Genomic DNA, 26,591 nt, shown 5'->3' with positions numbered 1-26,591 from the left:
GCCGCGCGCCACCACAATGCCGCGGCCGAGACCAGACCTCTTGAGGAGAAGAATAATGTTGAAGTTCACGCGCATTGCGGCGCTTGCCGCGATCATGAGCATTGGTGCCTCCGCAGCCTCCGCGGCGGCTGGCGACTACGCCTTTGAGCCGGTCAATGCGGACATGAAGAAAGGCGACGATGTTACCGTCGCCGTCCGACTGATCAACAGGCAGACTGGAAAGCCGGTACCGGACGCGGTGATCATCCGCACGCGCGTCGACATGGCGCCGGACGGAATGGCCGAGATGCAATCCCAGGTGACTCCGCTGCCTGCGAAAGAGCCCGGCGTCTACGCCTTCAAGACGGATCTGCCGATGGCCGGACGCTACCAGCTCAGTCTCTCCGCCAAGGTGCAGGGCGAGGCCGAGACGGTAACCGGCAGCGTCGTGATCAAGGCCGCCAAGTGAGACGCGGGAGCGCTCCTTCGCGGGCGCTCCCGGCTTCGAACGCAGCCATCACTCACGATCTGCAGGCACACGTCATGACCACGCTCCGATTCTTCACGGCTTTGACGCTCGGCATCGGCCTCGGCGCAGGCAGCTACTGGGCGGCACAGCGGCCATTGTGGCCGATCCAGTTGCATCTCTCGACGCCGGCGCCAGCCGCCGAGCGCAAGATCCTCTACTACCGCGATCCGACCGGCGCGCCGTTCTGGTCGGCCGCCCCCAAGAAGGACAGCGGTGGCCGCGACTACCTGCCGGTCTATGATGACGAGGAGCCCTCATTCGATCAGCCCGCGCCAAAACCGAAAGCTGCGGAGGCGTCGCGCAAAGTTCTTTACTACCGCAATCCGATGGGCTTGCCGGACACCTCGCCGGCGCCGAAGAAGGATCCAATGGGGATGGACTACATCCCCGTCTATGATGGCGATGACGTCGACGACGGCACGATCAAGCTTTCCCCGGGTAAGATTCAGCGCACCGGCGTGAGATCCGAGCCCGCCGAACGCCGCGTGATCCGGACACGGGTCCGGGCACCCGGCACGATTCAGCTCGACGAGCGCCGCATCTCCGTCATCGCGATGCGCGCCGAAAGCTATGTGCAAGAGGTCGCCGACGTCACTACCGGCGCGCGCGTCTCCGCAGGTCAGCCCCTGATGGAAATTTACAGCCCGGCGATCGCCTTGGCCGCAGCCGAATATCTCGCAACCATCGATTCCAAGACGACCGGAGGGGTCGAACTCTACGGCCGCGGTTCAAAACAACGGCTGCTCAATCTGGACGTCCCGGAGGCAGTCATCGCGACCATGCAGAAGACCCACATCGCGCCGATCGCCATTCAATGGACGGCGCCCCGCAACGGCATCGTGCTTGAGCGTAACGCCATCGAGGGCATGCGCGCGCAACCCGGCGATGTGCTGTTTCGGATTGCGGACACCTCGGTCGTATGGGCGCTGGTGGACGTGGCGGAACGCGATCTCGGCGGCATCGCTGTCGGTCAACCCGTGACCGTGCGCGCGCGCAGCTTTCCCGGCCGCACATTCTCGGGCTCGATCGGCATGATCTATCCGCAAGTGAACCGCGAGACGCGGACGGCGCGGATCCGCATCGAGCTCGCCAACAAGGATCTCGACCTGCTCCCGGACATGTATGTCGATGCGGAGATCGACACCGGCAATGGAGCGCAGGTCGTCGCCGTCCCTGACAGTTCGGTGCTTGATACTGGCAGCCGGCAGGCCGTGCTCGTCGACAAGGGCGAGGGGCGCTTCGAGCCACGCGCGGTCCAGCTTGGCCGACGTGGCGACGGCTATGTCGAGGTGATGGAAGGTCTCAGCGCGGGCGAGGCGGTGGTCACCTCGGCCAACTTCCTGATCGATGCCGAGAGCAACCTGAAGGCGGCGCTCAGAAGCTTTGCCGAGGCCGCGCCGCGGCCTTCGGGTGATGCGAAGGACATGGGAGAGCACCAATGATCTCCCGCCTCATCGCCTGGTCGGCCCGCAACCTGCTGCTGGTCCTGTTCGGGACCGGCTTTGCGGCCGCCGCAGGCCTCTATGCCCTTATGCATCTGCCGCTAGATGCAATTCCCGATCTCTCCGACACGCAGGTGATCGTTTACACCGAGTATCCGGGGCAGGCGCCGCAGGTGATCGAGGACCAGGTCACCTATCCCCTGACCGCCGCGATGCTGACCGTGCCGAAATCGAAGGTCGTGCGCGGCTTCTCGTTCTTCGGCGTCTCTTTCGTCTACGTCATCTTCGAGGACGGCACCGACATCTACTGGGCGCGATCGCGGGTACTGGAGTTCCTGAACAGCGCCGCCTCGCGACTGCCGGCCGGCGTGACCCCGACCATCGGTCCTGACGCCACCGGCGTGGGGTGGGTCTACCAATATGCCGTGATGTCCAAGGAATTGAATCTGGCGGAGACGCGGACGATCCAGGACTGGAATCTGAAATTCGCGCTGGCCAAGGCAGAAGGCGTGGCCGAAGTCGCGAGCGTCGGCGGCTTCGTCAAGCAATACAACGTGATCCTCGACCCGCAGCGTATGCGCGATCGCGGCATCAGCATGCAGAGGATGCGCGAGGCCATCCGCGCCAGCAACACCGACGTCGGCGGCCGTACCGTCGAGCTTTCGGAATTCGAATACGTCATCCGCGGCAAGGGCTATCTCAGGGACATCAACGATCTCGGCAACATCGTGCTCAACACCAGCAATGGCACTCCGGTGCTGTTGCGCGATGTGGCCCGCGTCGAGCTCGGCCCCGATGAAAGGCGGGGGATCACCGAGCTTAACGGCGAGGGCGAGGTCGCAAGCGGCATCGTGCTGCAGCGCTTCGGTGTCAATGCGCTCGACGTGATCAATAATGTCAAGAGGCGGTTTGCAGAGATCGCGACCAGCCTGCCGAAATCGCTGCAGATCGTGCCGGTGTACGACCGCTCCAACCTGATCTATGCCGCGATCGACACGCTCAAGCACACACTGGTCGAGGAAAGCATCGTCGTCGCGCTGGTCTGTGTCGTGTTCCTGCTGCATGTCCGCAGCGCCCTGGTCGCGATCGTCATGCTGCCGGTCGGCGTGCTGATGGCCTTCGGCGCGATGAAGCTGCTCGGCCTGGGATCAAACATCATGAGTCTCGGCGGTATTGCGATTGCGATCGGCGCCATGGTCGACGCCGCCATTGTCATGATCGAGAACGCGCACAAGCATCTCGAGCGTGCCGAGCCCGGCCACTCGCGCGCGGCGATACTGATCGAGGCGGCCTCGGAGGTGGGACCAGCGCTGTTCTTCAGCCTCCTGATCATCACCGTATCATTCATGCCGATCTTTACCCTGGAAGCCCAGGAAGGGCGGCTGTTCAGTCCGCTCGCCTATACCAAGACCTTTTCGATGGCGGCCGCCGCGCTGTTGTCGGTGACGCTGGTTCCTGCGCTGATGGTGATCTTCGTGCGCGGCAGGATCGTGCCCGAGCACAAGAACATCATCAACCGCCTGCTGATTTGGCTGTATCGGCCAGTCATCAAGGCCGTGCTTCGTGTCAAGATCCCGGTGGTCCTGCTGGCACTTGCAATGCTCGCCGCGACGATCTGGCCGGCGCGACAGCTCGGCACGGAATTCATGCCGACGCTGAATGAAGGCACCCTGCTCTACATGCCGACGACATTGCCCGGCATTTCCGTGACCAAAGCCGCCGAACTGATGCAGATGCAGGACCGCATCATCAAATCGTTTCCCGAAGTTGCCTCGGTCTACGGCAAGGCCGGACGGGCCTCGACCGCAACGGATCCGGCGCCCACTGAGATGTTCGAGACCATGGTCAACCTGAAACCCAAAGAGCAGTGGCGACCCGGCGTGACCGTCGACAGCTTGATTGCCGAGATGGACAAGGCCTTGCAATTTCCCGGCGTCTCCAACGCCTGGACCATGCCGATCAAGGCGCGTATCGATATGCTCTCGACAGGCATCCGCACCCCGGTCGGCGCAAAGGTGATGGGCACCGATCTCGTCGAGGTCGACAGACTGGCCAAGCAGATCGAGCAGGTCTTGAAGGCAGTACCCGGCACCTCGTCAGCCTATGCCGAACGCGGCATCGGCGGCTATTACCTGGAGATCACGCCGGACCGGGCGGCGCTGTCACGCTACGGCCTGACGGTCCAGGACGTGCAGGACACGATTGCGACGGCGCTCGGCGGCCAGACGGTGACCACAACGGTCGAAGGCCGTCAGCGTTTCACGGTCAATATGCGCTATCCGCGCGACCTCAGGGACAATCCCAAGGCGATCGCAAGCGACGTTCTGGTCCCCTTGCCTGGCGGAGGGACCGTGCCGCTCGGCGAGGTCGCGACCGTTGAGACCGCGCGCGGCCCGACCTCGATCCGCACCGAGAACGGGCAGCTTGCGACCTACATCTATGTTGACATCCGCGACCGCGATCTCGGCGGCTACGTTGCCGACGCACAAAAGGCCGTTGCCGCGAGCATCCAGTTTCCGCCGGGTTATTACGTGATCTGGAGCGGCCAGTATGAGTATCTGGAGCGGGCGGCCGCGCGGCTGAAAATCGTCTTGCCGGTGACGCTCACCATCATCTTCTTGTTGCTCTATCTCAATTTCCGCTCGATCACCGAAACGGCCATCGTCATGCTGTCGCTGCCGTTCGCGCTGATCGGAGGGCTCTGGATGATGTGGTGGCTCGGCTTCAACCTCTCGGTTGCTGTCGCCGTCGGCTTCATTGCGCTCGCAGGTGTTGCCGCTGAGACCGGCGTCGTCATGTTGATCTATCTCAATCAGGCGCTCGCCAGGATCAAGGCAAGGCGGGAGCGGAGCGGACGGCCCTTGACCCGCGCCGATCTGCACGAAGCCATCATGGAAGGTGCGGTGGAGCGCGTCCGCCCGAAGATGATGACGGTCACCGCCATCATGGCCGGCCTGTTGCCGATCATGTGGAGCACGGGGACGGGATCTGAAATCATGCAGCGCATCGCCGTGCCGATGATCGGCGGCATGATCTCATCTACATTGCTGACGCTGATCGTCATCCCCGCGATCTTCGGATTGATCAAGGGCTGCTGGCTGCCTGCGAAAGATCGCGACTGTTCTCCGCCCCCGGTGCAACGAGAGCCCGTAACGAAGCGGATCGCTGTTGCCGAACCCGTTGAATGAGCCGAACAGCGCGCCGGACCGCTGCGGGGCATGCCGACGGAGCCGCGCCAAGCGCGGCCCCATCACAGGCTCCGCATCGAACCCGAAAATCTTACGCCGCAAGCTTCCAGATTCCGGGTTCCCTGCTTGCGCAGCGCCCCGGAATGACGGCGCTGAGCTCCCCCGTTAACCCTTTCCTAACCATACACCGGGCAAAAATTGCCGGGTGAAGTTGAGTGTCGTCGACCGCGTAAAACGGAGATCTCCGTGGACGCAAGTGCGGTGCCTCACCTTTGGAACGGTGGCCCATCGGCCGCCGCGCAGACGTTTGGGGCGCGCGAACGGCATTCGCGTGGGGAGACGGCAAGCATGGTCGATGTCACGGCAGGCCAGGGCGCGGAGGGTCTGGGCAGGTTTCCCAAGCTCAGTGACATCGGCGGCATCCTAAAGCGCGGCGATATCGCGCTGGCACTCGGGATCATGACCATCCTGGTGGTGCTGATCCTGCCTCTTCCCTCGATCGTGCTCGACATGTTCCTGGCGATCTCGATCACCTTCTCGATCCTGATCCTGATGACGTCGCTGTTCATCCAGACGCCATTGGAGTTCTCGTCCTTCCCGACCGTCCTGTTGATCTCGACCATGCTGCGCCTGTCGCTCAGCCTCGCCTCGACGCGGCTGATCCTCTCGCACGGGCATGAGGGGACGGACGCTGCCGGCCACGTCATCCAGGCGTTCGGCAATTTCGTGATGGGCGGCAATTTCGTCATCGGCATTATCGTCTTTGCGATCCTGGTCACCGTGAACTTCGTCGTCATCACCAAGGGTTCGGGCCGCATCGCCGAAGTCGCGGCGCGCTTCCATCTTGACGGCATGCCCGGCAAGCAGATGGCGATCGACGCCGATCTCTCGGCCGGCCTGATCGACGAGAAGGTCGCCAAGGAGCGGCGCAAGGCGCTGGAGGACGAAAGCGGTTTCTTCGGCGCGATGGATGGTGCCTCCAAGTTCGTCCGCGGCGACGCAGTGGCCGGTCTGCTCGTCGTGTTCATCAACATCATCGGCGGCATCATCATCGGCGTCGCCCAGCAGGGCCTCTCCTTCGGCGAGGCCGCGCAGACCTATACGCTGCTCACGGTCGGCGACGGCCTGGTCACGCAGGTGCCGGCACTGATCGTCTCCACCGCGGCCGGCCTGCTCGTCTCCAAGGCAGGCGTGTCCGGCGCCGCAGACAAGGCGCTGATCCGACAATTCTCCGGTTATCCGCAGGCGCTCGGCATGGTCGCCGGCGTCATGTTCGTGCTGGCTCTGCTGCCGGGCCTTCCGACCATTCCCTTCGCGGCGCTCGCCAGCGGCGCCGGCGCGCTGGCCTGGAACGCGCGCAAGCAAAAACATGCGAAAGCGGCGGCAGAAGCGCAGGCGGCGGCCGCGGCGACCGTCAATGCCGGCACGGCGGGCGCAGCGGCGGAAGAACCGATCTCCAGCGCACTCAAGATCGACGATCTCAAGATCGAGCTCGGCTATGCGCTGCTGCCGCTGGTGAACGGCCCCGACGGCACTGACCGCCTGACCGAGCAGATCAAGGCCCTGCGCCGGTCGCTCGCGATCGAGATGGGCTTCGTGATGCCCTCGGTGCGCATCCTCGACAATGTGCAGCTCGAAGCGAATACCTACATCATCAAGATCAAGGAAGTGGACGCCGGCACCGGCAAGATCTGGCCGAACCAGTTCATGGTCATGGACCCCGCCGGCAACCAGGTCTCGATCCCCGGCATCCACACCACCGAGCCGACCTTCGGGCTGCCGGCCACCTGGGTGGACGCGAGCCTGAAGGAAGAAGCCTCGCTCAAGGGCTACACGGTGGTCGATGCCGCAACCGTGCTGTCGACCCACCTCACCGAGCTCTTGAAGAACAACATGTCGGATCTGCTCTCCTATGGCGAGGTGCAGAAGCTCTTGAAGGAATTGCCGAAGGAGCAGAGCGAGCTCGTCAAGGACATCGTGCCGAGCCAGGTCACGATCTCGGGCATCCAGCGCGTCCTGCAGCTTCTCCTTGCAGAGCGCATCTCGATCCGCGACCTCTCTACCATCCTCGAAGGCATCGCCGATGCTTTGGCCTTCTCGCGCAATCCGACGACGATCGTCGAGCATGTCCGGGCTCGCCTCGCCCGCCAGATCTGCGCGCAAAATACCTCGCCGAACGGCTATTTGCCGCTGATCGCGCTGTCGGCCAAATGGGAACAGGCCTTTGCGGAATCCCTGGTCGGCCAGGGCGACGAACGGACGCTGGCGATGCAGCCCTCGAAGCTGTCGGAGTTCATGGGCGCGGTACGGGACGCCTTCGAGCGCGCCGCGCGCGATGGCGAGGCGCCGGTGCTGGTCACCTCCGCGGCGATCCGGCCTTTTGTGCGCTCCCTGGTCGAGCGGTTCCGTGCCCAGACCACTGTGCTGTCGCAGGCCGAAATCCACCCCCGCGCCCGGCTGAAAACGGTGGGAAGCGTTTAAAACGAAGCAGTTACGGCCTGTGCTTTTTCGTCACAGGCAACTGATTTCTGCCCTCTCGCGATTCCGCCGCATTCCCTGCGAGAAGGCAGTGATATCCATTCAACCAATTGAAGTTACTAAATTATTTTCCAATCGAACTTTCAGCCAATCGCGAACCTTCACGTCTTTTCACCGCCTTGTGATCGCCTCTAGGGAACTCAAACCTCTATTCCTACGTTCCTGGGAGGCAAGACGTTGAACCTGTCGGTGGAAAGGACCGACTTACTCAACACGGCAGGAAGGGCAGGAGACTTCCATGAACCACTCGATCTACAGTGCGGATCGTACGACCCATCTGAAGATCGTGGTCGTGGCGCTGGTCGCCGGCGTTGTGATCGCAGGCATCGGTATCTCCGCTCGCGTCAACGCGACAGATGACGGCTACACGCAGACCGCGCATATCATCAAGGCCGGCAAGCCGATAGCGGTCACGAGTTCAAACACCTCGATGGTTCGCTGAAGAGGAGTTTAAAGGAATTCACGTAGCTCTTTACCAGCCCCCCAAAGTCGCTACGTGGATATGTAGAAGACCCAACTACCCCCAAGTCGACTACACGAAAACGCCCGCTCCCCACGGGCGTTTTCTGTTTTTGGGCGCATAGACCGGCTCGTCTTCTTCTTCTGATAACCTGGTCATCGGATGCCCGCACCGGGGCGCAACCGCAACACGGCTTGCGGTGGGTTTGCCGAAAGCCAGGCGGCAATCGCATCCTGCTTGCGATGATAGAGCAAACCGCTCGCGACGACGGCAATCCCGATCAGCGATAGCGCGAAGGGAAACAGCAGGGAATCTTTGAAGACCACGTCGGCGAGATGGCCGAGATAGAGGGTGATGCCGAGCGCACCGAACACCACATAGGCGCGCCGCATGATGACCACGGCGATGAACAGAAGGCCGACATTGAGTAGGCAATAGACCGCCTTTCCCAGTTCGGTTGCTCCCTCTGTGGCGGTGATACCACCCCAAAAAGTCAAAAGCCCAAAGAGGTGCAGCCAGAATGCAAAGTCGCCGTCGCGGCTGCGATAGTCGACCACCCATGCGACGGCGAGAATGACGAGCCCGAACCACACGGAGACTTTGCGCCGCATCTCGAAATCGAAATGATCGACGCCGAACACCCAGGGGGTTAGATCCATCGACATGAACCACATCGCGAAGGCGATGATTGCGACGATGAAGGGAAAGCGGAAGAAGCGGAGCGCAACGACACCAGCGATAACAGTGGCGGCTTCCATGAGAACCCAGCTCCCTTTGATCCAGACATAGAAGTCGCGATAGGTCCCGGGCTCGCCGAACTTGCCCCACCAGCCAAGTTCGGCCTGCACGCCATAGACCGCGAGCGGCGCCATCGACACCGCGATCGCGATCAGTAGCCCGCTGGGGACGAGCAGATTCTTGCGGTGCCAGAGATAGCGGCCGGCCAAGGTGAAACCGGCCGCGTAGACGACAGCGCACGCGATCAGCGCGCGACCGCCCATTTGCGAGAAGGCCACGGTCGAGAACAGGCCCATGGCCCCAATCACGATCAGTGCGCCGGCGTACCAAAGCAGATGCGCGGCGTCGAATTTCACAGGCGCTGCCGCGGTACGGGCCGGCGAGCCCGTGGCGAGATATGCGAGCAGCCGCTGCAGATCTGCGGTGCTGATCACGCCGGCCTCTGCTGCCGCCCGAAGGTCGGCTTCCGAATACGACATTGCCGTCGTCCTCCATGTCGCGCGACGCGTATGCCGCCGGCGTAGCGCTTCGCTGCGCCGTTTCAGCCGCCCTCCATCGCGGTAATCTGGAGTATAGGACGCAATGAACAATGTTCAATCTTTATTTGAACATTGTTCGCGCGGATTGATAAGCGGTTCGCCCCCGAACCGTCATCCCCGCGCAAACGGCTTCGCCGTTTGTCGCCGGAGGTGCTCGCCACGGGGTCCGCGCGAAGCGCGGCCCGATGACAGGCTCCACGAGCCTCGAAGGATGAACGGCCCGCCGCCAGAGCCGGGGCCGTCGTTCTTCGAGATGCCGCGCGAGGCGCGGCTCCTCAGGGGGTGACGGTTGAGAGAGTTGGAGTCCATAGGGATGGGCAAAGGCGCGATTGCACCACCTCGACTGCTTCCGCCTTCACTCGCCGAGCGACGGCGGACAAGTCGCTTTGCCCACCCTACGAGAGTCGAACCGCCCTACTCCGCCAGCGCCTTCATCTCGGCATAGAGATCCGATTTGCCCTCGAAGCCGATGCCCGGAAGCTCCGGCATGGTGATGTGGCCCTTCTCGACGCGGACGCCGTCGGGGAAGCCGCCATAAGGCTGGAACAAGTCGGGATAGCTCTCATTGCCGCCGAGGCCCAAGCCGGCGGCGATGTTGAGCGACATCTGGTGGCCGCCATGCGGGATGCAGCGGCTCGGCGACCAGCCGTGCGTCTTCAGCACCTCGAGCGTGCGCCGATATTCGCACAGGCCATAGGACAGCGCGCAGTCGAATTGCAGCCAGTCGCGGTCGGGGCGCATCCCGCCATAGCGGATCAGATTGCGCGCGTCCTGATGGCTGAACAGGTTTTCGCCGGTCGCCATCGGCGCGGGATAGAATTCGGCAAGCGCCGCTTGCAATGCAAAGTCCAGCGGATCGCCCGCTTCCTCGTACCAAAACAACGGATAGTCCCGCAGCATTTTTGCGTAGGCGATCGCCGTCTCCAGGTCGAAGCGGCCATTGGCGTCGACGGCGAGCTGCGCGTCGTTGCCGATCTCCTCCAGCACCGCCTCAATGCGTTTGCGGTCCTCATCGATCGGCGCGCCACCGATCTTCATCTTCACCACGTTGTAGCCGCGATCGAGATAGCCACGCATCTCGCCGCGCAGCATGGAAAGGCCCTTGCCGGGATAGTAATAACCGCCGGCGGCATAGACGAACACGCGTGGATTGGCCTTGAGCCCGTGTTTCTCGGCGAGCAGGCGGAACAGCGGCTTGCCCGCGATCTTCGCCACCGCATCCCACACCGCCATATCGATGGTGCCGACCGCGACCGAGCGCTCGCCATGGCCGCCCGGCTTTTCGTTGGTCATCATCGTCGCCCAGACCTTATCCGGGTCGAGATTGTCGCCGGCCTCATTGAGCAGCGTCTTCGGATTTGCCTCCAGAAGCCGCGGCGCAAAGCGCTCGCGGATCAGGCCGCCCTGCCCGTAACGGCCGTTGGAATTGAAGCCGTAGCCGACCACACGCTTGCCATCGCGCACGGCGTCGGTGACGACGGCGACGAGGCTCGTCGTCATCTTGGTAAAGTCGATATAGGCGTTACGGATCGGCGAAGAGATCGGCTTTGTCACTTCGCGGACGTCGATGATGCGGACGGACATGGATGGACTTTCGAGGGTTGCTTATTTTTTTCTTTGCATTGTCCACCCCGTCATTCCGGGGCGCGTCGAAGACGCGAACCGGAATCTCGAGATTCCGGGTTCGATGCTTCGCGTCACCCCGGAATGACGGAGTGAGACGTCGGCGGCTCTTACAAGAAGCGGAGATACCGCACTATCACACCTACTTCTTGTCGCGGAAATAAGGTTCGACCGTTCCATGCACCTTGATGGTCAGCGGATTGCCGTAGCGGTCCTTGGCATTGCCGGCGGTGACGCGCACCCAGCCCTCGCTGACGCAATATTCCTCGACGTTTGTCTTCTCGACGCCCTTGAAGCGAACGCCGATGTCGCGCGCCAGAATGTCCGCATTGTAATACGGGCTGTTCGGATCGACCGATAGGCGGTCCGGCAACTGCTCGCTCGCTTGAGCGGGCGTGGTCTCGTTCTTGTCGTTCACAGCAGCGCCTCGATGTCTTTCCTCAGGCTTTCGGGTCTTGTGGTCGGCGCGTGGCGCGCCGCCACTTTACCCGCCCGGTCCACCAGGAATTTCGTGAAATTCCATTTGATGGTGGAGCCGAGCAGGCCCGATTTCTCATTCTTCAGGTAATTGTACAAGGGATGCGTGCGCGGGCCGTTGACCTCGATCTTGTCGAACATGGGAAAGGTCACATCGTACTTGCTTGCACAGAACTCTCCGATGTCCTTCGCATTGCCCGGCTCCTGCCCGCCGAACTGGTTGCAGGGGAAGCCGAGCACGGCAAAGCCGCGCGGCGAAAACTCCCGGTATATCGCCTCGAGCCCTTCGTATTGTGGGGTGAAACCGCATTTGCTTGCGGTGTTCACGATCAAGAGCACCTTGCCCTCGAACAGCTTCAAGGCGATCTCCTCGCCGGCGAGCGACTTGGCCGAAAACTCATAGATGCTTGGCATGATCGTCGTGCTGTCAGCTCACGGGATCGATCGGCATCGGCGGCACGCCGCCCGCCTCGATTGCTTCGCCTGCGGCGAGGCAGAGATCCTCGCGGTAGCGGCCGGAGACGACCTGGACGCCGACGGGAGCCCGTCCCACGAGACCTGTGGACACGGTCAACCCAGGCAAGCCCATGAACGGAATAGCGATCTCTGTCAATTGGGCACGCCAGACCCGGGCGAAGGAGGCCTCGCCCTTGAGGTCGAGATTGTCGGCAAACGGCAGTTCCGCCGAGACCGGGATCAGCAGCACGGCGTATCTTTCGAAGAACTGCAGCCATTCGCGCGTCAAGGTGGCGCGCCGCGTCAATGATTTCGAAAAATCGGCCGCGTCGAACGGAACCACCTTGGCGCGGTTGCCGCGCAGGCAGGCCAGCGCACCCGGGTCGCCCTCACACTCCGCGGCCGCGAGCTGTGCCTCGTAGCCGTCGCCGAGCCAGAGTTTCGTCTGCCAGTCCGCGGCCTCGCGCATCGGCGGCGTACCGGCGATCTCCTCGACCGTCCAGCCTGCGCGCTCCAGCCGCTTGCCGGCGTCGACCAGCGCCGCCTTCACTTCCGCGACCGTCTCGAGGCCATCAGGCGTCAGGCACAGTGCGGCACGCTTTGGCATGGGCGGGCCTTCCAGCGGCGCCGGGACCCACCAGGGATCGCGCACGTCCTTTTGCGCCATCGCGGCCAGCGAAATCCGGATGTCCTGGATTGTCCGCGCCAGCGGCCCCGAGACCGCGCTGATCTGGGGGCCGATGGTGCGCTCCGGCAGCGCCGCGTTGAAGGCGGCGATGCGTCCCATGGTCGGCCGCAAACCGTGCACGCCGCAGGCATAGGCCGGATAGCGGATCGAGCCCGCGATATCGGTGCCATGCGCGATATGGCCGATGCCGGCGGCCACGGCCGCACCCGCGCCGCCGGACGAGCCGCCCGGCGTCAGCGAGGGATCACGCGGATTTTTGGTGTCGCCATGGACGAGATTGGTGGTGAACCAGCGATAGGAAAAAGCCGGGCAGTTGGTGCGGCCGAGAATGACCGCGCCCGCTTTACGCAGATTGTCGACCACCGGGCTGTTGCTCTTCGCGATCGCGTCGCGCTGCAGTTTCACCCCGTTGGTGGTGGCAAAGCCTTCCTGATCGATATTGACCTTGACGGTCACCGGAACGCCGGCCAGCGCGCCGACCCCCTCGCCGCGCGCTATCCTTGCATCGACATCCGCCGCCTGCTTGAGCACGTCCTCCGGCCCGTGATCGATCACGGCGTTGATCTCAGGGTTCACCGCGTCCAGCCGCGCAAGCGCGGCCGCTGCCGCTTCCTTTGCGGAGACTTGCTTCGATTTGATGAGCGCGGCGAGTTCGGCAGCCGACAGGCGCCAGAGGTCAGTCATAGGCAACTCCGTTGTTGTGGCTGACTTGTAGCGCCCGGCGGACGGTCTGGCCAGATGGCCCCTTCTCCCACAACTACTCTCGAACTATCCCCTCACCCCTGTGAGGTGACAAACGGCGAAGCCGTTTGCGCGGGGATGACGGTCCGAGATGAGTGTCCGGTGCCCGGCCCTACCGCACGTGGGCTATGAAATAAGCAAGATCGGAGATCTGCTCGGGCGGCACCGCGCCCATGACGTCGGCCATGGTGCCGTCATAGCCGTGGCGGCTGTTGTCCTTGTACTCGCGGAGCGTCTTGGCCAGATAATCCTCGCGCTGATTGGCGATGCGCGGGACGTTGTCGGCGCCGGAAAAGTCCTGATGGTGACAGGAATTGCAATGATATTTTGTCACCAACGCCTCGGCGCGCTGCATGCGCGCAGCATCGGGCGCCTCGGGCGGCGGCTTGGGCTTTGGCAGTTTGGCGATGAAATCGGAAAAGCTGCGCAAGTCATCATCGCTGAGCGACTTGGCCATATCGTTCATCGGCTCGAACACACGCAGCTTCTCGCGAAACATGAAGAGCTGGATCAGCGCGTAAGGCGACTGTTGTCCGCCGAGCGATGGCGTGTTCTCGGTCTCTGACTGGCCGTGCTCGCCATGACAGGCAAAGCACGGCGCGGCCCGCTCTTCGATGGTTTCGGAGTTGGCGGACGAGGCAAACAGGCCAAGCGCCAGCGCAACAGCTAGTCTTTTCATCGAGCCGCCCGACATTTGCGTCATTGCGAGGAGCGTAAGCGACGAAGCAATCCAGAGCCTCACGCGCGGCCCTGGATTGCTTCGCTTGCGCTCGCAATGACGGCGTTAATTCACTCCGTCATTCCGGGGCGGTGCAAAAGCACCGAACCTCAGATGCGCAATTGCGCATCGGGGGAAACTCGAGATTCCGGGTTCGCCTCTTCGGGGTGCCCCGGAATAACGAGCCGCTTGGCTATTGCGTCGCGACCTTCGCCTTGCCGTAGGTGATGCGATAGACGGCGCCGTTGTAATCGTCCGACACCAGCATCGAGCCGTCCTTGAGCTGCAGCACGTCCACGGGCCGGCCGATATAGCTGTTGTTCTGCAAAAAGCCTGTTATCAGCGGCTCAATCGATTTGACCTTGCCGTCCTTGTCGAGCTTCACCGCGACGACGTCGCCACCGAACTTCTTGCTTCTGTTCCAGGAGCCGTGGCGCGCCACGACGATCGCGTTCTTGTAGGCTTTCGGGAACATGTTGCCGGTGTAGAAGCGCATGCCCAGCGCGGCGGCGTGCGGGCCCATCAGGCCGACCGGCGGGGTGAATTCGCTGCAGGAATGGCCCCAGCCGAATTCGGGATCAGGGATGTTGCCCTGATAGCAATAGGGTGCGCCGAAATCCTCACCCACCTTGGTGAGGCGATTGAGCTCGTCCTCGGGCACGTCTTCCGACAGCCAGTCGCGGCCGTTGTCGGTGAAGTAGAGCTGCTTCGTCTCCGGATTCCAATCGAAGCCGACGGTGTTGCGAACGCCGAGTGCGACCACCTCCGCGCCCGAGCCATCCAGATTGATCCGCCGGATCTGGCCATGCGCATCGTCGTGCAGGACGTTGTTGCCGGGCTGTCCGATCGGCACATAGAGCTTGTCGTCCGGGCCGACTGCGATGAACTTCCAGCCATGGGCCTCATCCTTGGGCAGGTTGTCGTAGATGACGGTCGGCTTAGGCGGATTGTCGAGGACGTCCTCGACGTGGTCGATCTTGGAAATCTTGGACAGCTCGGCGATGTAGAGCGTGCCGTTGTGGAAGGCGACGCCATTCGGCCGGTACAGCCCGGAGGCCAGCACCTTCACCGTGCGTTTGCCGTCCTTGTTGATGATGGCATAGACCTTGTCGACCAGGCGGCTGCCGACGAACACGGTCCCCTTGTCGCCCAGCGCCAGCGAGCGCGCATTGGCCATGCCGGCGGCATAGACTTCGATGTTGAAGCCGGGTGCGGCCTTCAGCTTCGCGACCGGCAGCTTGTCGGGCGCGGCGGGGAGCGGCGGCGGCGCTACGGGGGCAAGCTTCTGGGCGGCCTCATTGTCGGGTCGTCCGATCAGCGGTGAGCCCGGAGGCAGCGGCTGGGCCGCCGCTTGCGCCGGCGCTGCCGGCGGCGCAGTCTGCTGGGCGACAGCGATACCGGCGAAGCCCGCAACAAAAACGCCCGCAAGCACGATGCTGCGCGGCGACGAATGAGCGCTCATCTCGTCCTCCCCATGTGTGGCGGCGCTTATCCTCGACGCCGGCCCCTCAAGGGCTGGCGTGGGTCGCCTTTCCAGGACAACAGTCTCTGATATTTTTCAGGCGTAGCGCAAGGGCGCGCGATGCCGTATTCCCCGTCAGTGGCGCGTCACCGACTGATCCGGCAGGTCGAAGAACGCTTCCGAGAACGGGAATTCGAGCACGACCTCACCGGCCTCGTCCGTCACCTCGATCACCGCGCTCAACAGCGGGCCGACGGCGCCCTCGCTTCGCAACAGCTCGCGGATCATGGCGCGCGCGACTTCCCAGGCGCGATCGGGGTTCCGCAGCTCCTCCCCTTCGGGATCCTCGATCAGCTCTTCGCCGATGCGCGTGTTGAAAAAATATCTCGGCATGGGAATCCAGTGGGGCTCGGGCGATGGAATTGAAAGGCTCGCTGCTGTCACAACTTCTTTATTGCTGAGTTCCTCGCGCATTTGGCGCTCGGCTGCGGGACTGCCGCGCTGCCCGCGAACCATCGGCTATGACGCACTGCAGCGGCCACCACCTGTTTTCGCGATGCAATAAGAGCACGCGGAGATTTCTTGATCAAAGATTTAATTGGCGAACCTTTCCTGGAGCGCTAAATTTACAAACTACTGGCGGGGGAAATCGGTCCGGTCAACTAACCAAGGAGCGCCAAAATGGCCTGGAAAGCACCAAAGATTGTCGAAGTGCCGGTGGGCATGGAAATCAACATGTATGCATGCGCCGCCCGCAAATAGGGCAGCCGGCAATAATTCAGATTTGATGCAGGTGGACCTCCGGACACGGCACGTTCCTGACGGCAGGGAGCGTGCGTGAGCCGGTGTCCACCTTCGTCACGTTTGGATCGGTAGAGCAACCGCCGAGAGAATCGCAGCGAGATAGATCACCAGGAGACGGTTCATGCTTCGCGTCGTCGTCCTGGGCGCCGCAGCGGGCGGCGGAGTTCCGCAGTGGAACTGCGGATGCCCGGTATGCCGGGCGGCCAGGGACGCCCATCCAGAGCTGAGGAGCACCCAGTCGTCGATCGCAATCAGCGCCGATGGCGAGCACTGGTTTCTGATCAATGCCTCTCCCGATCTGCGTCAACAGGTGATCGCAACTCCGCATCTTCACCCGAGGAAGGGCAGCCTGCGCCATTCGCCGATCTCAGGCGTGATCCTGACCAATGGCGAGGTCGACGCAGTGGCGGGCCTGCTGTCGATGCGCGAAGGCTCGCCTTTCACCATCTACGGCCATCCCAATGTATTGGCGATCCTGAAAGCCAACACTATCTTCAATGTGCTGAGCGAGGCGAACGTCAAGCGACAGCCGATCGAGATCGATCGCGCTTTCGAGCCGCAACTGGCAGACGGTACGGCAAGCGGGATCGAGATCTTGCCCTTCGCCGTGAAAGGCAAGGTCGCGTGGTATCTGCGCGACGAAGCTCTGCCCGGCGGCCGCGGCGACGAGGTGGGCGACACGCTCGGACTTCGCATCCGCGACAAGGCGACGGACAAATATTTCTATTTCCTGGCGGCCGTCGCCGACGTCGGCGACGAACTGAAAGCGCGGCTCGCCGGTGCGCCGCTGGTATTCTTCGACGGCACGGTGTGGCGCGACGACGAATTGATCGCATCCGGCCTTGGCAGCAAGACGGGCCAAAGCATGGGCCACATCGCGATGTCCGGCAAAGATGGCGCGATCGAAAGCCTGGCCGGCCTTGGTATCGGCAGAAAGATATTTCTGCATATCAATAACTCCAACCCGGCGTTACTTTCGACCTCGCAAGAGCGCGCCATCGTAGAGCGCGCGGGCTGGCAAATACCTAGGGACGGAACGGAGATTGTGTTGTGAACGCTAGTGTTGCGACCACGATGACCGCGCTTTCGATCGGCAAGGGCATCTCGCTCAACAGTTCGAGCGAGCTCGAAGATGCACTGCGCCAGATCGGCGCTGCGCGGTACCATAATCTGCACCCGTTCCATAAACTGTTGCACGGCGGCAAATTGAACAAGGGCCAGGTGCAGGCCTGGGCGCTCAACCGCTACTATTACCAGAGTACGATCCCGATCAAGGATGCCGTGGTGATCTCGCGCTTCCGCGACCGCGCCACGCGCGTGGAATGGCGGCGTCGCATCGAGGATCATGACGGCGATGCCGGAAGCGAAGGCGGCATCGAGCGCTGGCTGAAGCTGACCGATGGCCTGGGCCTCGACAGGGCCTATGTGGAATCGACCGAAGGCATCCTGCCAGCCACGCGCTTTGCTGTGGAAGCCTATGTGCATTTCTGCCGCGACCGGACGCCGCTCGAGGCGATCGCCTCCTCGCTGACCGAACTCTTCGCACCGAGCCTCCACGAAGAGCGCATTTCCGGGATGCTGCAGCACTATGATTTCGTCAATCCCGACATCATGAGCTATTTCAAGCGCCGGCTCACCCAGGCGCCGCGCGACGCCAACTTTGCGCTCGAATACGTCAAGGCGCACGCCAGGACGCCGGAACAGCGCGACGCCGTCTGCAATGCACTGATCTTCAAGACCAACGTGCTTTGGGTCCAGCTCGATGCGCTCTATCACGCCTATGTCAATGGTCACATTCCGCCGGGCGCGTTCGTGCCCAAGGCGAGCTAGAGAGACGAAGCAATGGCTGGACCGCGGCATATCAGCGTCAGCGAGGCAAGCCGGCCGATGCTGCCGCGGCACACGAAGCTGAAGTTCGACGAGACGCGCAAGGTCTGGGTGATTTTGGCACCGGAACGCGTGCTGGCGCCGGACGAAATCGCGGTCGAAGTGCTGCAACTCTGCGACGGGGTGCGCAGCGTCGCAGGGATCGTCGATGACCTCGCGGCGAAATATGCCGCGCCGCGCGCGGATATTTCGGCCGACGTCGTTGCCATGCTGCAGGACCTTGCGGACAAGGGATTTTTGACCGAAGCGCGCGAGAAGACGCCATGAGCGATGAGCTGGTTGAAACCAAAATGACGGCGCGCGATCCGAATGACGGGCTCGCGGTGCTGGAGAAACAAAGCACGACCGCGGAGGCTTTCGGCATTCCGCTCGCCGTGCTGGCGGAATTGACCCATCGCTGTCCGCTGCAATGTCCCTATTGCTCCAACCCGGTCGAGCTCGATCGCGCCAGCACCGAGCTCACGACGGCGGAATGGAACAAGGTGCTCTCCGAGCTCGCCGAAATCGGCGTGCTGCAGGTGCATTTCTCCGGCGGCGAGCCGACCGCGCGCAAGGACCTGGTCGAGCTCGTGCAGCATGCGAGCGACGTCGGGCTTTACACCAACCTGATCACCTCGGCCGTGCTGCTGACGCGCGACAAGATCGCAGCGCTTGCCGAGGCCGGGCTGTGCCATGTGCAGATCAGTTTCCAGGGCAGCGAGGCCGCGAGCGCCGATCGCGTCGCTGGATACAGAGCGGCGCATCAGAAAAAGATCCAGGCCGCGAAATGGACCCGCGAGTTGGAGCTGCCGCTGACCGTGAACGCGGTGATGCACCGCCAGAACCTGCACCAGTTGCCCGACATCATCCAGATGGCGGTCGATCTCGATGCCGACCGGCTCGAGGTCGCCAATGTGCAATATTACGGCTGGGCGTTGAAGAACCGCGCCGCCTTGATGCCGACCTTTGCGCAGCTCGAGGAGACTACGTGCATCGTCGAGGAGGCGCGGGAACGGCTGAAGGGCGTGCTCACCATCGACTACGTCATTCCCGATTATTACGCGTTGCGGCCGAAGAAATGCATGGGCGGCTGGGGCCGGCAGTTCTTCAACATCTCGCCGGCGGGCAAGGTGCTGCCATGTCACGCTGCGGAAAGCATCACCGGCCTGCAATTCGAATCCGTGCGCTCCAATCATTCCATTGCCTGGATCTGGCAGAACTCGGAAGCCTTCAACCGCTATCGCGGCACGGGATGGATGCCCGAGCCCTGCCGCTCCTGCGAATTCAAGGAAGTCGATTTCGGCGGCTGCCGCTGCCAGGCCTTTGCGTTGACGGGGGATGCCGGCAACACCGATCCCGCCTGCACGCTGTCGCCGCTGCACCAGCAGATCTTCAAGCAGGCGGAGCAGGAAGCGGCGTCGGGAAGTAACCGCTTCCTCTACCGCAATTTCGCCGGCGGCACGCTGGAGCCGAGCGACGATGGCGCCTGACGCCGATGCCGGCAAGCTGAGGCGCGCCGATCCCTTTGCACCGCTCACATCGGAATGGCTGGGCGTCGGCGAGGGCCACGAAATCTATGTCGAAAGCGTCGGCTGCGAACGCGGCTTGCCCGCGGTCTACCTGCATGGCGGGCCCGGCAGCGGCTGCCAGCCGGATCACCGCCGGCTGTTCGATCCCGAGCGTTTTCATGCCGTTCTGTTCGACCAACGGGGCTCGGGCCGCAGCCGGCCCAAGGGCAACCGCGAGGCCAATACGCTGTCGCATCTGATCGCGGATATGGAGCTGATCCGCGAGAAGTTCGGATTTGAGCGCTGGATGTTGGTCGGCGGCTCCTGGGGCGCGACCCTGGCGCTGGCTTATGCACAGGCGCATCCCGAACGCGTCTCGGGGATCGGCTTGCGCGCGACTTTTCTCGGCACTTACCGCGAGATCGAGACGGCGTTCTGCCAGACGCTGCCGCGCTTCTATCCCGATCTGTCTGCGGATTTCCTTGGCCTGCTTCCAGACGAAGAGCGCCGGCAGCCGCTGCAATCCTATTGGCGCCGCATTCTCGATCCGGATCCCGCCATTCACGGGCCCGCCGCGCGCGCCTGGCACGATACTGAACGCATCCTATCCGAGCATATGGCAGCGCGTACCCGCCTTGATCCCGCCTCGCTGAATGCGAACGGCACTCTGCCTGCAACGCCCTTCATGGAAGCCCACTATTTCGACAACGACTGCTTCATGCGACCGGATCAGTTGGTCGAGGAGGCGGCAAGGCTCGGAGGCATTCCAGGGATCATCGTGCAGGGCCGCTACGACCTGCTCTGTCCGCCTGCAACATCGCATGCTCTTTCGAGCCGCTGGCCGGATGCCGAGATTCGCATCGTCGAGGGCGCAGGGCACACGCTGTACGATCCCGGCGTCAGGAATGCCGTGATGCACTCGATCGCGGATCTGGCGGCAAAGATTGAGCGCGCGTCTGTTACGTCGTAATGAACCTCTCCTCTCATCCTGAGGAGGTCGCGAAGCGGCCGTCTCGAAGTATGAGGCCCGGACAACGCTCGGGGCCTCGTGGTTCTCTAAGTGATGCGTAGCATCGTCCGGTGACGGCGCCTGCGCCTCCTCACCATGAAGGTTGAGAGCGGAGCAAAACAAGAGCAGATCAAAGGAGAACAAGATGCCGCTCGCCGGAAAAGGCATGCTGCTGACGTCGATGGATATCGATCCCGCCGATGAGGCCGACTTCAACCGCTGGTACGACCGCGAACATCTGGAAGAGCGGGTGGCGATCGAGGGCTTCATCGAGGCCAGGCGCTATGTCGCGCATATCGGCAGCCCGAAATATCTCTGCCTCTATTCGACGCAAGCGATCGAGGTGCTGGACAGCCCGGCCTATCGCGACAAGCTCGCGCATCCGACCGCGTGGTCGGCCAAGACGATGGCGCGGTTCAAGAACATGATCCGCGCGGTGGCGCGCATCACCGTCAGCAACGGTACCGGCCGCGGCGCGGTGCTCGGCATCGTACGGCTGCGCCCGCAAGAAGGCCGCACCGACGAACTGCGCACAAGCTTGCAATCGCGGCTCGACCCGAAGGACCTCGACGGCATCATCTCCATACACCTCATTGAGAGCGACGCAAGACTGTCGGGACCGACGGCCGAACTGGCGACCGCAGCAGGCGCCGCCGATTGGTTCGTGCTGATCGACGGGACGAGTGTCGGCGCGATAGCGTCGCTGCAGGCCGCGCGCTTCACCGGCAACGCAGCTCCCATGCCTGCAACGCAGATATCGTCGGGCATCTATGACCTGATGTGGGACCTCGCCAAGAGCGACATTGCATCGACCTGATTCAATACGCGAATTCACACATATGCGGCATGCTGCAGCGCCACATACACGGCAACGTTATGGCGCTGCACACGCAAAAGCGAACGATCAGCCAAATTTGCCTTTGTGCATGAAGTTGAATGGCTCTAATCTCAATAAGGTAAGTCCATGATGCAATTCGAGAACCGAATGGACGTCATGTCGGCGTCCTGACGGACATAAAGGCCGCGCGGTTGTTGCTTGTGGCGCGGACGGGTAGGAATGAAACCGACTGATATTTCGGCCCCCGACTACTTTCACAAAGTGGTCGATTGCCAATGGGCCTGTCCCGCACATACACCTGTTCCCGAATACATCCGCTTGATCGCCGAAGGCCGCTATAGCGACGCCTACATGATCAATTGGAAGTCCAACGTGTTTCCCGGAATTTTGGGACGCACCTGCGACCGCCCCTGCGAGCCCGCCTGCCGCCGCGGACGAGTCGAAGAGAAGCCGGTGGCGATCTGCCGCTTGAAGCGCGTGGCCGCCGATTTCAAGGACGATATCAAGCAGCGTTTGCCGCGATCCGCGCCCAGGAATGGGAAGCGCATCGCGCTGGTTGGCGGCGGTCCGGCCTCGCTGACCGTGGCGCGCGATCTCGCTCCGCTCGGCTATCACTGCACGGTGTTCGATGCCGATCCGAAGGCCGGCGGCATGATGCGGACGCAGATCCCCAAATTCCGCCTGCCCGACTCAGTGATCGACGAGGAGACCGATTACATCCTCAGTCTCGGCATCGAGTTCAAGGGCGGGCAGCGCATCGACAGCATGAAGCAGTTGCTCGCGGAGGGCTATGATGCGGTCTTCGTCGGCTCCGGCGCGCCGCGCGGCCGCGAGCTCAACATCCCAGGCCGCAAAGAAGCAGCAAGCAACATCCACATCGGCATCGACTGGCTCTCCAGCGTCTCGTTCGGCCATACCGACAAGATCGGCAAGCGCGTGATCGTGCTTGGCGGCGGCAACACCGCGATGGACTGCTGCCGCACCGCACGCCGCCTGGGCGGCGTGGATGTCAAGGTGATCGTGCGCTCCGGCTTCGAGGAGATGAAGGCCTCGCCCTGGGAAAAAGAAGATGCCATGCACGAGGACATCCCGATCCTCAATTACATGGTGCCGATCGCGTTTACCCACGACAATGGCAAGCTCACCGGCGTCACCTTCCAGAAGGTGCGCGCCGAGTACGACGCGAAGGGCAAGCGCAGTCTCGTTCCCGCGGGCGAGCCTGACGTGACCATCGCCTGCGACGACGTGCTGGTCGCAGTCGGCCAGGAGAACGCCTTCCCCTGGATCGAGCGCGATTGCGGCATCGCGTTCGACAAATGGGATATGCCCAAAGTCGATCCGAAGACCATGGCTTCGACGCATCCAAAAGTGTTCTTCGGCGGCGATGCCGCGTTCGGTCCGAAGAACATCATCTGGGCGGTGGCGCATGGCCACGATGCGGCGCTGTCGATCCACCGGCTGCTGTCCGGCGAAGATGTCAACGAGCGGCCGCTGCCTGAGGTACATGTCACCTCGCAGAAGATGGGCATTCACGAGTGGAGCTACGACAACGACATCTCCCCCGAGAAGCGCTTCAAGGTACCGCATCGCGACAAGGTGATTGCGCTCAAGGACATCCGCGCCGAGGTGGAGCTTGGCTATGACGTGAAGCTCGCGCTCGGCGAAGCGCATCGCTGCCTGAACTGCGACGTGCAGACGGTGTTTTCGGCGCCGCTCTGCATCGAATGCGATGCCTGCGCCGACATCTGTCCGATGGACTGCATCACCTTCACGGAGAACGGCGAGGAAGCGGAGTTGCGGGGTCGGCTTAAAGCACCCACGCCGCACCCCGACCAGGACCTTTACGTTTCGACTGAGCTGAAGACAGGTCGCGTCATGGTGAAGGACGAGGACGTCTGCTTGCATTGCGGCCTGTGCGCCGAACGCTGCCCCACCGGAGCGTGGGACATGCAGAAATATCTCATCGATATGGTCCACGCAGGTACATCATGCCCGAGCAAGCGCCGATCAGCAGCGTAAACGATTTCGTCGTCCGCTTCGCCAACGTCAACGGCTCGGGCTCTGCTTCCGCCAATGAGCTGTTCGCCCGCGCCATCCTCCGCCACGGCGTGCCGGTCAGCCCACGCAACATCTTCCCTTCCAACATCCAGGGCCTGCCGACCTGGTACGAGGTGCGGGTAACCGAAGCCGGCCATCTCGGCGCGCGCGGCGGCGTCGACATGATGGTAGCAATGAACCCGCAGACCTGGGACAAGGACGTCGCCGGAATCGAGCCCGGCGGCTATCTGTTCTACGACTCGACCAAGCCGATGCCATCCTCGAAATTCCGCGACGACATTACGGTGATCGGCGTGCCGCTGACCGCGATCACCAATTCCACCTATACCGATCCGCGCCAGCGCCAGTTGTTCAAGAACATCATCTATCTCGGCGCGCTCTGTGCGTTGCTCGACATGGACCCGAAGCTGGTCGAGCAATTGATCGGCGAGCAGTACAAGGGCAAGGAGAAGCTCTTGTCCTCCAACGTCCACGCCCTGCATCTGGGCCGCGACTGGGCGCTGCAGAACCTGAAATGCCCGATCGGCTTGCGGGTGAAGAAAGCCGACAAGGTCGGCGACCGCATCTTCATCGAGGGCAACAGCGCGGCTGCGTTGGGAGCCGTCTACGGCGGCGCCACGGTGTGCGCTTGGTATCCGATCACGCCGTCGTCGTCGCTCGCGGACGCCTTCGCCGCGCATTGCAGAAAATATCGCCACGATCCGGAAACAGGCAAAGCGAAATACGCCATCGTCCAGGGTGAGGACGAATTGGCCTCGATCGGTATCGTGATCGGCGCCTCCTGGAACGGCGCCCGCGCCTTCACCGCGACCTCCGGCCCCGGCATTTCGCTGATGACCGAGTTCATCGGCCTGTCCTACTTCGCCGAGATTCCGGCGGTAATCATGGATGTGCAGCGCGCCGGTCCCTCGACGGGCATGCCGACCCGCACCCAGCAATGCGACATCATCGCCTGCGCCTACGCCTCGCATGGCGATACCAAGCATGTGCTGCTGTTTCCGGAGGATCCGGCGGAAGCGTTCGAGTTCGCGGCCACCGCCTTCGACCTCGCCGAGCGGCTGCAGACCGTAATCTTCCTGATGCTCGATCTCGACATTGGCATGAACCATCGCCTGTGCCGTCCGCTGAAATGGGACGATGCGCGGCAATATGACCGCGGCAAGCTCATGACAGCGGAGATGCTCGAGGAGGGACGCGACTTCGGCCGCTATCTCGACGTCGACGGCGACGGCATCCCCTATCGCACCCTGCCCGGCACGCATCCGACCAAAGGCTCCTACTTCACCCGCGGCACGTCGCGCGATCGCTATGCGCGCTATTCCGAGGAAGGCCCTGTTTATGCCGACAACATGCAGCGGCTCATGCGCAAGTTTGAGACCGCGCAGGACCTGGTGCCGCGGCCGCTGCAGGCCAATGCCGGCAAGCCGACCAAATACGGCGTGATCTATTTCGGCTCCACCGCGCCCGCGATGGATGAGGCGATCGGACTGCTGGAGGCACGGGGCCACCACCTCGATCGCCTGCGCATCCGCGCCTTCCCGTTCCATTCCAGCGTAGCGAGCTTCATCGCCGATCATGATTTCGTTTACGTCGTCGAGCAGAATCGCGACGGGCAGTTGCGCACGCTGATCGTCAACGAGAACGGCATCGACCCGGTGCGGCTGGTGTCGATCGTGCACTACGACGGCACGCCGATCACCGCGCGCTTCATTGCCAATGCCATCGGCGATCACCAGGATCACCTCAAGGTGACGCCTCTCCGCAAGGCCGTGTCATGACTTATATTGCAAAACCCAGATTTCATCACCCGGGCCTGAAGAAGAACGCGCTCGGCTTCACCCATCGCGACTACGAGGGCAAGATCTCGACGCTGTGTGCCGGCTGCGGCCACGACTCGATCACCGCCTCGATCATCGAAGCCTGCTTCGAGCTCTCGATCGAGCCGCATCGCGTGGCGAAAATCTCCGGTATCGGCTGTTCGTCGAAGACGCCCGACTATTTCCTTGGCAATTCGCACGGCTTCAACTCCGTGCACGGCCGCATGCCCTCGGTCCTCACCGGCGCCAATCTCGCCAACCGCGACCTGATTTATCTCGGCGTCTCCGGCGATGGCGATTCCGCCTCGATCGGCTTCGGCCAATTCGCGCATTCGATCCGGCGCGGCGTCAACATGACCTATATCGTCGAGAACAATGGCGTCTACGGCTTGACCAAGGGACAGTTCTCCGCCACCGCCGACCGCGGGTCGAAATCCAAGAAAGGCGTCATGAACACCGATAACGCCATCGATCTCGTGGCGATTGCGCTGCAGCTAGGAGCGACTTACGTGGCACGCAGCTTCTCCGGCGACAAGCGTCAGCTCGTACCCGTGATCGCGGGCGCGTTGCAACACAAGGGCGCCGCCTTCATCGACGTGATCAGCCCATGCGTCGCCTTCAATAATCACGCCGGCTCGACCAAAAGCTTCGATTATGTCCGCGAACATAATGACGCGGTGAACCGCCTCGATGTCATCACCGGTCGCGATCCGATCACCGTCGACTATGCCCCGGGCACCGTGCAGATCGTCGAGCAGCACGACGGATCGAGGCTCGCATTGCGCAAGATCGACGCCGATTACGACGTGCATGACCGTGTTGCCGCACAGGCTTTCCTGCAGAAACACGCCGCGAAAGGACAGATCGTCACCGGGCTGCTCTATGTCGATCCCGAGGCGGAAGACCTGCACAGCCACCTCAACACGGTGGATGCGCCGCTCAACTCGCTCGAAGCGCAGGATCTGTGTCCAGGCTCAACGGTGCTGGACAAGATCAACGCGAGCTTGCGGTAGCGCGGCTCTCAATTTGACGCGAAGAACGTCGCTCCCCTTGTCCCCGCTTGCGGGGAGAAGGTCGAGATGAGGAGGACTCTCCGCAATGTCGGTGGGTGGA

The 26,591-nt window shown here is 62.6% G+C and carries 23 protein-coding genes; 15 read left to right on the top strand and 8 right to left on the bottom strand.

What is annotated here, in order from left to right; genetic code table 11:
- Positions 1 to 55 precede the first annotated feature (55 nt).
- The 5 genes from F758_RS0103030 to F758_RS0103010 all read left to right on the top strand — a co-directional run bounded on the left by F758_RS0103030 (position 56) and on the right by F758_RS0103010 (position 8,118).
- Positions 56 to 448, top strand: a complete 393-nt coding sequence (locus F758_RS0103030; RefSeq protein WP_024506461.1) for a FixH family protein — start codon at positions 56 to 58, stop codon at positions 446 to 448.
- A gap of 74 nt (positions 449 to 522) precedes the next feature.
- Complete coding sequence (locus F758_RS0103025) at positions 523 to 1,950, top strand: efflux RND transporter periplasmic adaptor subunit (RefSeq protein WP_024506460.1); 1,428 nt, start codon at positions 523 to 525, stop codon at positions 1,948 to 1,950.
- Positions 1,947 to 5,138 (top strand): efflux RND transporter permease subunit, encoded by a 3,192-nt coding sequence (locus tag F758_RS0103020; RefSeq protein WP_024506459.1) that lies wholly within the window; start codon positions 1,947 to 1,949, stop codon positions 5,136 to 5,138. Before F758_RS0103025 ends, F758_RS0103020 begins: the two co-directional genes overlap by 4 nt.
- A 348-nt stretch (positions 5,139 to 5,486) precedes the next feature.
- Entirely contained in the window at positions 5,487 to 7,619 is a 2,133-nt protein-coding gene (flhA, locus tag F758_RS0103015) for a flagellar biosynthesis protein FlhA (RefSeq protein ID WP_024506458.1), read from the top strand.
- A 295-nt stretch (positions 7,620 to 7,914) separates the two neighbouring features.
- Positions 7,915 to 8,118 (top strand): hypothetical protein, encoded by a 204-nt coding sequence (locus F758_RS0103010; RefSeq protein WP_024506457.1) that lies wholly within the window; start codon positions 7,915 to 7,917, stop codon positions 8,116 to 8,118.
- 173 nt (positions 8,119 to 8,291) lie between these two features.
- Here the strand turns inward: F758_RS0103010 and F758_RS0103005 are convergent, their stop codons facing one another.
- From F758_RS0103005 to F758_RS0102965, 8 genes are all read right to left on the bottom strand, one after another.
- Positions 8,292 to 9,353 carry a hypothetical protein gene (locus F758_RS0103005; RefSeq protein WP_024506456.1) on the bottom strand — a complete coding sequence of 354 codons (1,062 nt, stop codon included), beginning with the start codon at positions 9,351 to 9,353 and terminating at the stop codon, positions 8,292 to 8,294.
- A gap of 474 nt (positions 9,354 to 9,827) precedes the next feature.
- A complete protein-coding gene (locus F758_RS0103000; RefSeq protein ID WP_024506455.1) occupies positions 9,828 to 10,997 on the bottom strand; it encodes a mandelate racemase/muconate lactonizing enzyme family protein in 1,170 nt (389 codons plus the stop codon).
- Positions 10,998 to 11,178: 181 nt separating this feature from the next.
- Positions 11,179 to 11,454 carry a DUF3297 family protein gene (locus F758_RS0102990; RefSeq protein WP_024506454.1) on the bottom strand — a complete coding sequence of 92 codons (276 nt, stop codon included), beginning with the start codon at positions 11,452 to 11,454 and terminating at the stop codon, positions 11,179 to 11,181.
- On the bottom strand, positions 11,451 to 11,927 hold the full coding sequence (locus F758_RS0102985; RefSeq protein WP_024506453.1) for a glutathione peroxidase: 477 nt from the start codon (positions 11,925 to 11,927) through the stop codon (positions 11,451 to 11,453). Before F758_RS0102985 ends, F758_RS0102990 begins: the two co-directional genes overlap by 4 nt.
- Positions 11,928 to 11,940: 13 nt before the next feature.
- Positions 11,941 to 13,341 (bottom strand): amidase family protein, encoded by a 1,401-nt coding sequence (locus F758_RS0102980; protein WP_024506452.1) that lies wholly within the window; start codon positions 13,339 to 13,341, stop codon positions 11,941 to 11,943.
- Positions 13,342 to 13,510: 169 nt separating this feature from the next.
- Entirely contained in the window at positions 13,511 to 14,077 is a 567-nt protein-coding gene (locus F758_RS0102975; protein ID WP_024506451.1) for a c-type cytochrome, read from the bottom strand.
- A 232-nt stretch (positions 14,078 to 14,309) separates the two neighbouring features.
- A complete protein-coding gene (locus F758_RS0102970) occupies positions 14,310 to 15,578 on the bottom strand; it encodes a PQQ-dependent sugar dehydrogenase (RefSeq protein WP_024506450.1) in 1,269 nt (422 codons plus the stop codon).
- A gap of 135 nt (positions 15,579 to 15,713) precedes the next feature.
- Positions 15,714 to 15,971 carry a DUF6894 family protein gene (locus F758_RS0102965; RefSeq protein WP_024506449.1) on the bottom strand — a complete coding sequence of 86 codons (258 nt, stop codon included), beginning with the start codon at positions 15,969 to 15,971 and terminating at the stop codon, positions 15,714 to 15,716.
- A gap of 288 nt (positions 15,972 to 16,259) precedes the next feature.
- Between F758_RS0102965 and pqqA the strand changes: the two genes are divergently transcribed.
- The 10 genes from pqqA to F758_RS0102915 all read left to right on the top strand — a co-directional run bounded on the left by pqqA (position 16,260) and on the right by F758_RS0102915 (position 26,491).
- A complete protein-coding gene (gene pqqA / locus F758_RS43205; RefSeq protein WP_012029362.1) occupies positions 16,260 to 16,340 on the top strand; it encodes a pyrroloquinoline quinone precursor peptide PqqA in 81 nt (26 codons plus the stop codon).
- Positions 16,341 to 16,503: 163 nt separating this feature from the next.
- Complete coding sequence (gene pqqB, locus F758_RS0102955) at positions 16,504 to 17,436, top strand: pyrroloquinoline quinone biosynthesis protein PqqB (protein ID WP_024506448.1); 933 nt, start codon at positions 16,504 to 16,506, stop codon at positions 17,434 to 17,436.
- 20 nt (positions 17,437 to 17,456) lie between these two features.
- A complete protein-coding gene (gene pqqC / locus F758_RS0102950; protein WP_035720620.1) occupies positions 17,457 to 18,212 on the top strand; it encodes a pyrroloquinoline-quinone synthase PqqC in 756 nt (251 codons plus the stop codon).
- Between the two features lie 12 nt (positions 18,213 to 18,224).
- The gene (gene pqqD, locus F758_RS0102945) at positions 18,225 to 18,536 is read left to right on the top strand and encodes a pyrroloquinoline quinone biosynthesis peptide chaperone PqqD (protein WP_024506446.1); all 312 of its coding nucleotides are present in this window, start codon (positions 18,225 to 18,227) and stop codon (positions 18,534 to 18,536) included.
- A complete protein-coding gene (pqqE, locus tag F758_RS0102940) occupies positions 18,533 to 19,738 on the top strand; it encodes a pyrroloquinoline quinone biosynthesis protein PqqE (RefSeq protein ID WP_024506445.1) in 1,206 nt (401 codons plus the stop codon). The genes pqqD and pqqE overlap by 4 nt, the downstream gene beginning before the upstream one ends.
- Positions 19,728 to 20,726, top strand: coding sequence for a prolyl aminopeptidase (gene pip, locus F758_RS0102935; RefSeq protein WP_024506444.1), 999 nt, complete (start codon positions 19,728 to 19,730; stop codon positions 20,724 to 20,726). Before pqqE ends, pip begins: the two co-directional genes overlap by 11 nt.
- Positions 20,727 to 20,910: 184 nt before the next feature.
- Positions 20,911 to 21,582 carry a DUF4286 family protein gene (locus tag F758_RS0102930; protein WP_024506443.1) on the top strand — a complete coding sequence of 224 codons (672 nt, stop codon included), beginning with the start codon at positions 20,911 to 20,913 and terminating at the stop codon, positions 21,580 to 21,582.
- Between the two features lie 240 nt (positions 21,583 to 21,822).
- Positions 21,823 to 23,622 (top strand): FAD-dependent oxidoreductase, encoded by a 1,800-nt coding sequence (locus F758_RS0102925; RefSeq protein ID WP_024506442.1) that lies wholly within the window; start codon positions 21,823 to 21,825, stop codon positions 23,620 to 23,622.
- Positions 23,592 to 25,439 (top strand): 2-oxoacid:acceptor oxidoreductase subunit alpha, encoded by a 1,848-nt coding sequence (locus F758_RS0102920; protein WP_024506441.1) that lies wholly within the window; start codon positions 23,592 to 23,594, stop codon positions 25,437 to 25,439. Before F758_RS0102925 ends, F758_RS0102920 begins: the two co-directional genes overlap by 31 nt.
- The gene (locus F758_RS0102915) at positions 25,436 to 26,491 is read left to right on the top strand and encodes a 2-oxoacid:ferredoxin oxidoreductase subunit beta (protein ID WP_024506440.1); all 1,056 of its coding nucleotides are present in this window, start codon (positions 25,436 to 25,438) and stop codon (positions 26,489 to 26,491) included. The genes F758_RS0102920 and F758_RS0102915 overlap by 4 nt, the downstream gene beginning before the upstream one ends.
- Positions 26,492 to 26,591 lie beyond the last annotated feature (100 nt).

Origin of the sequence: Bradyrhizobium sp. ARR65 (assembly GCF_000472385.1) — a bacterium.
Taxonomy (GTDB): domain Bacteria; phylum Pseudomonadota; class Alphaproteobacteria; order Rhizobiales; family Xanthobacteraceae; genus Bradyrhizobium.
This window is presented reverse-complemented; position numbering and strand designations above follow the sequence as displayed.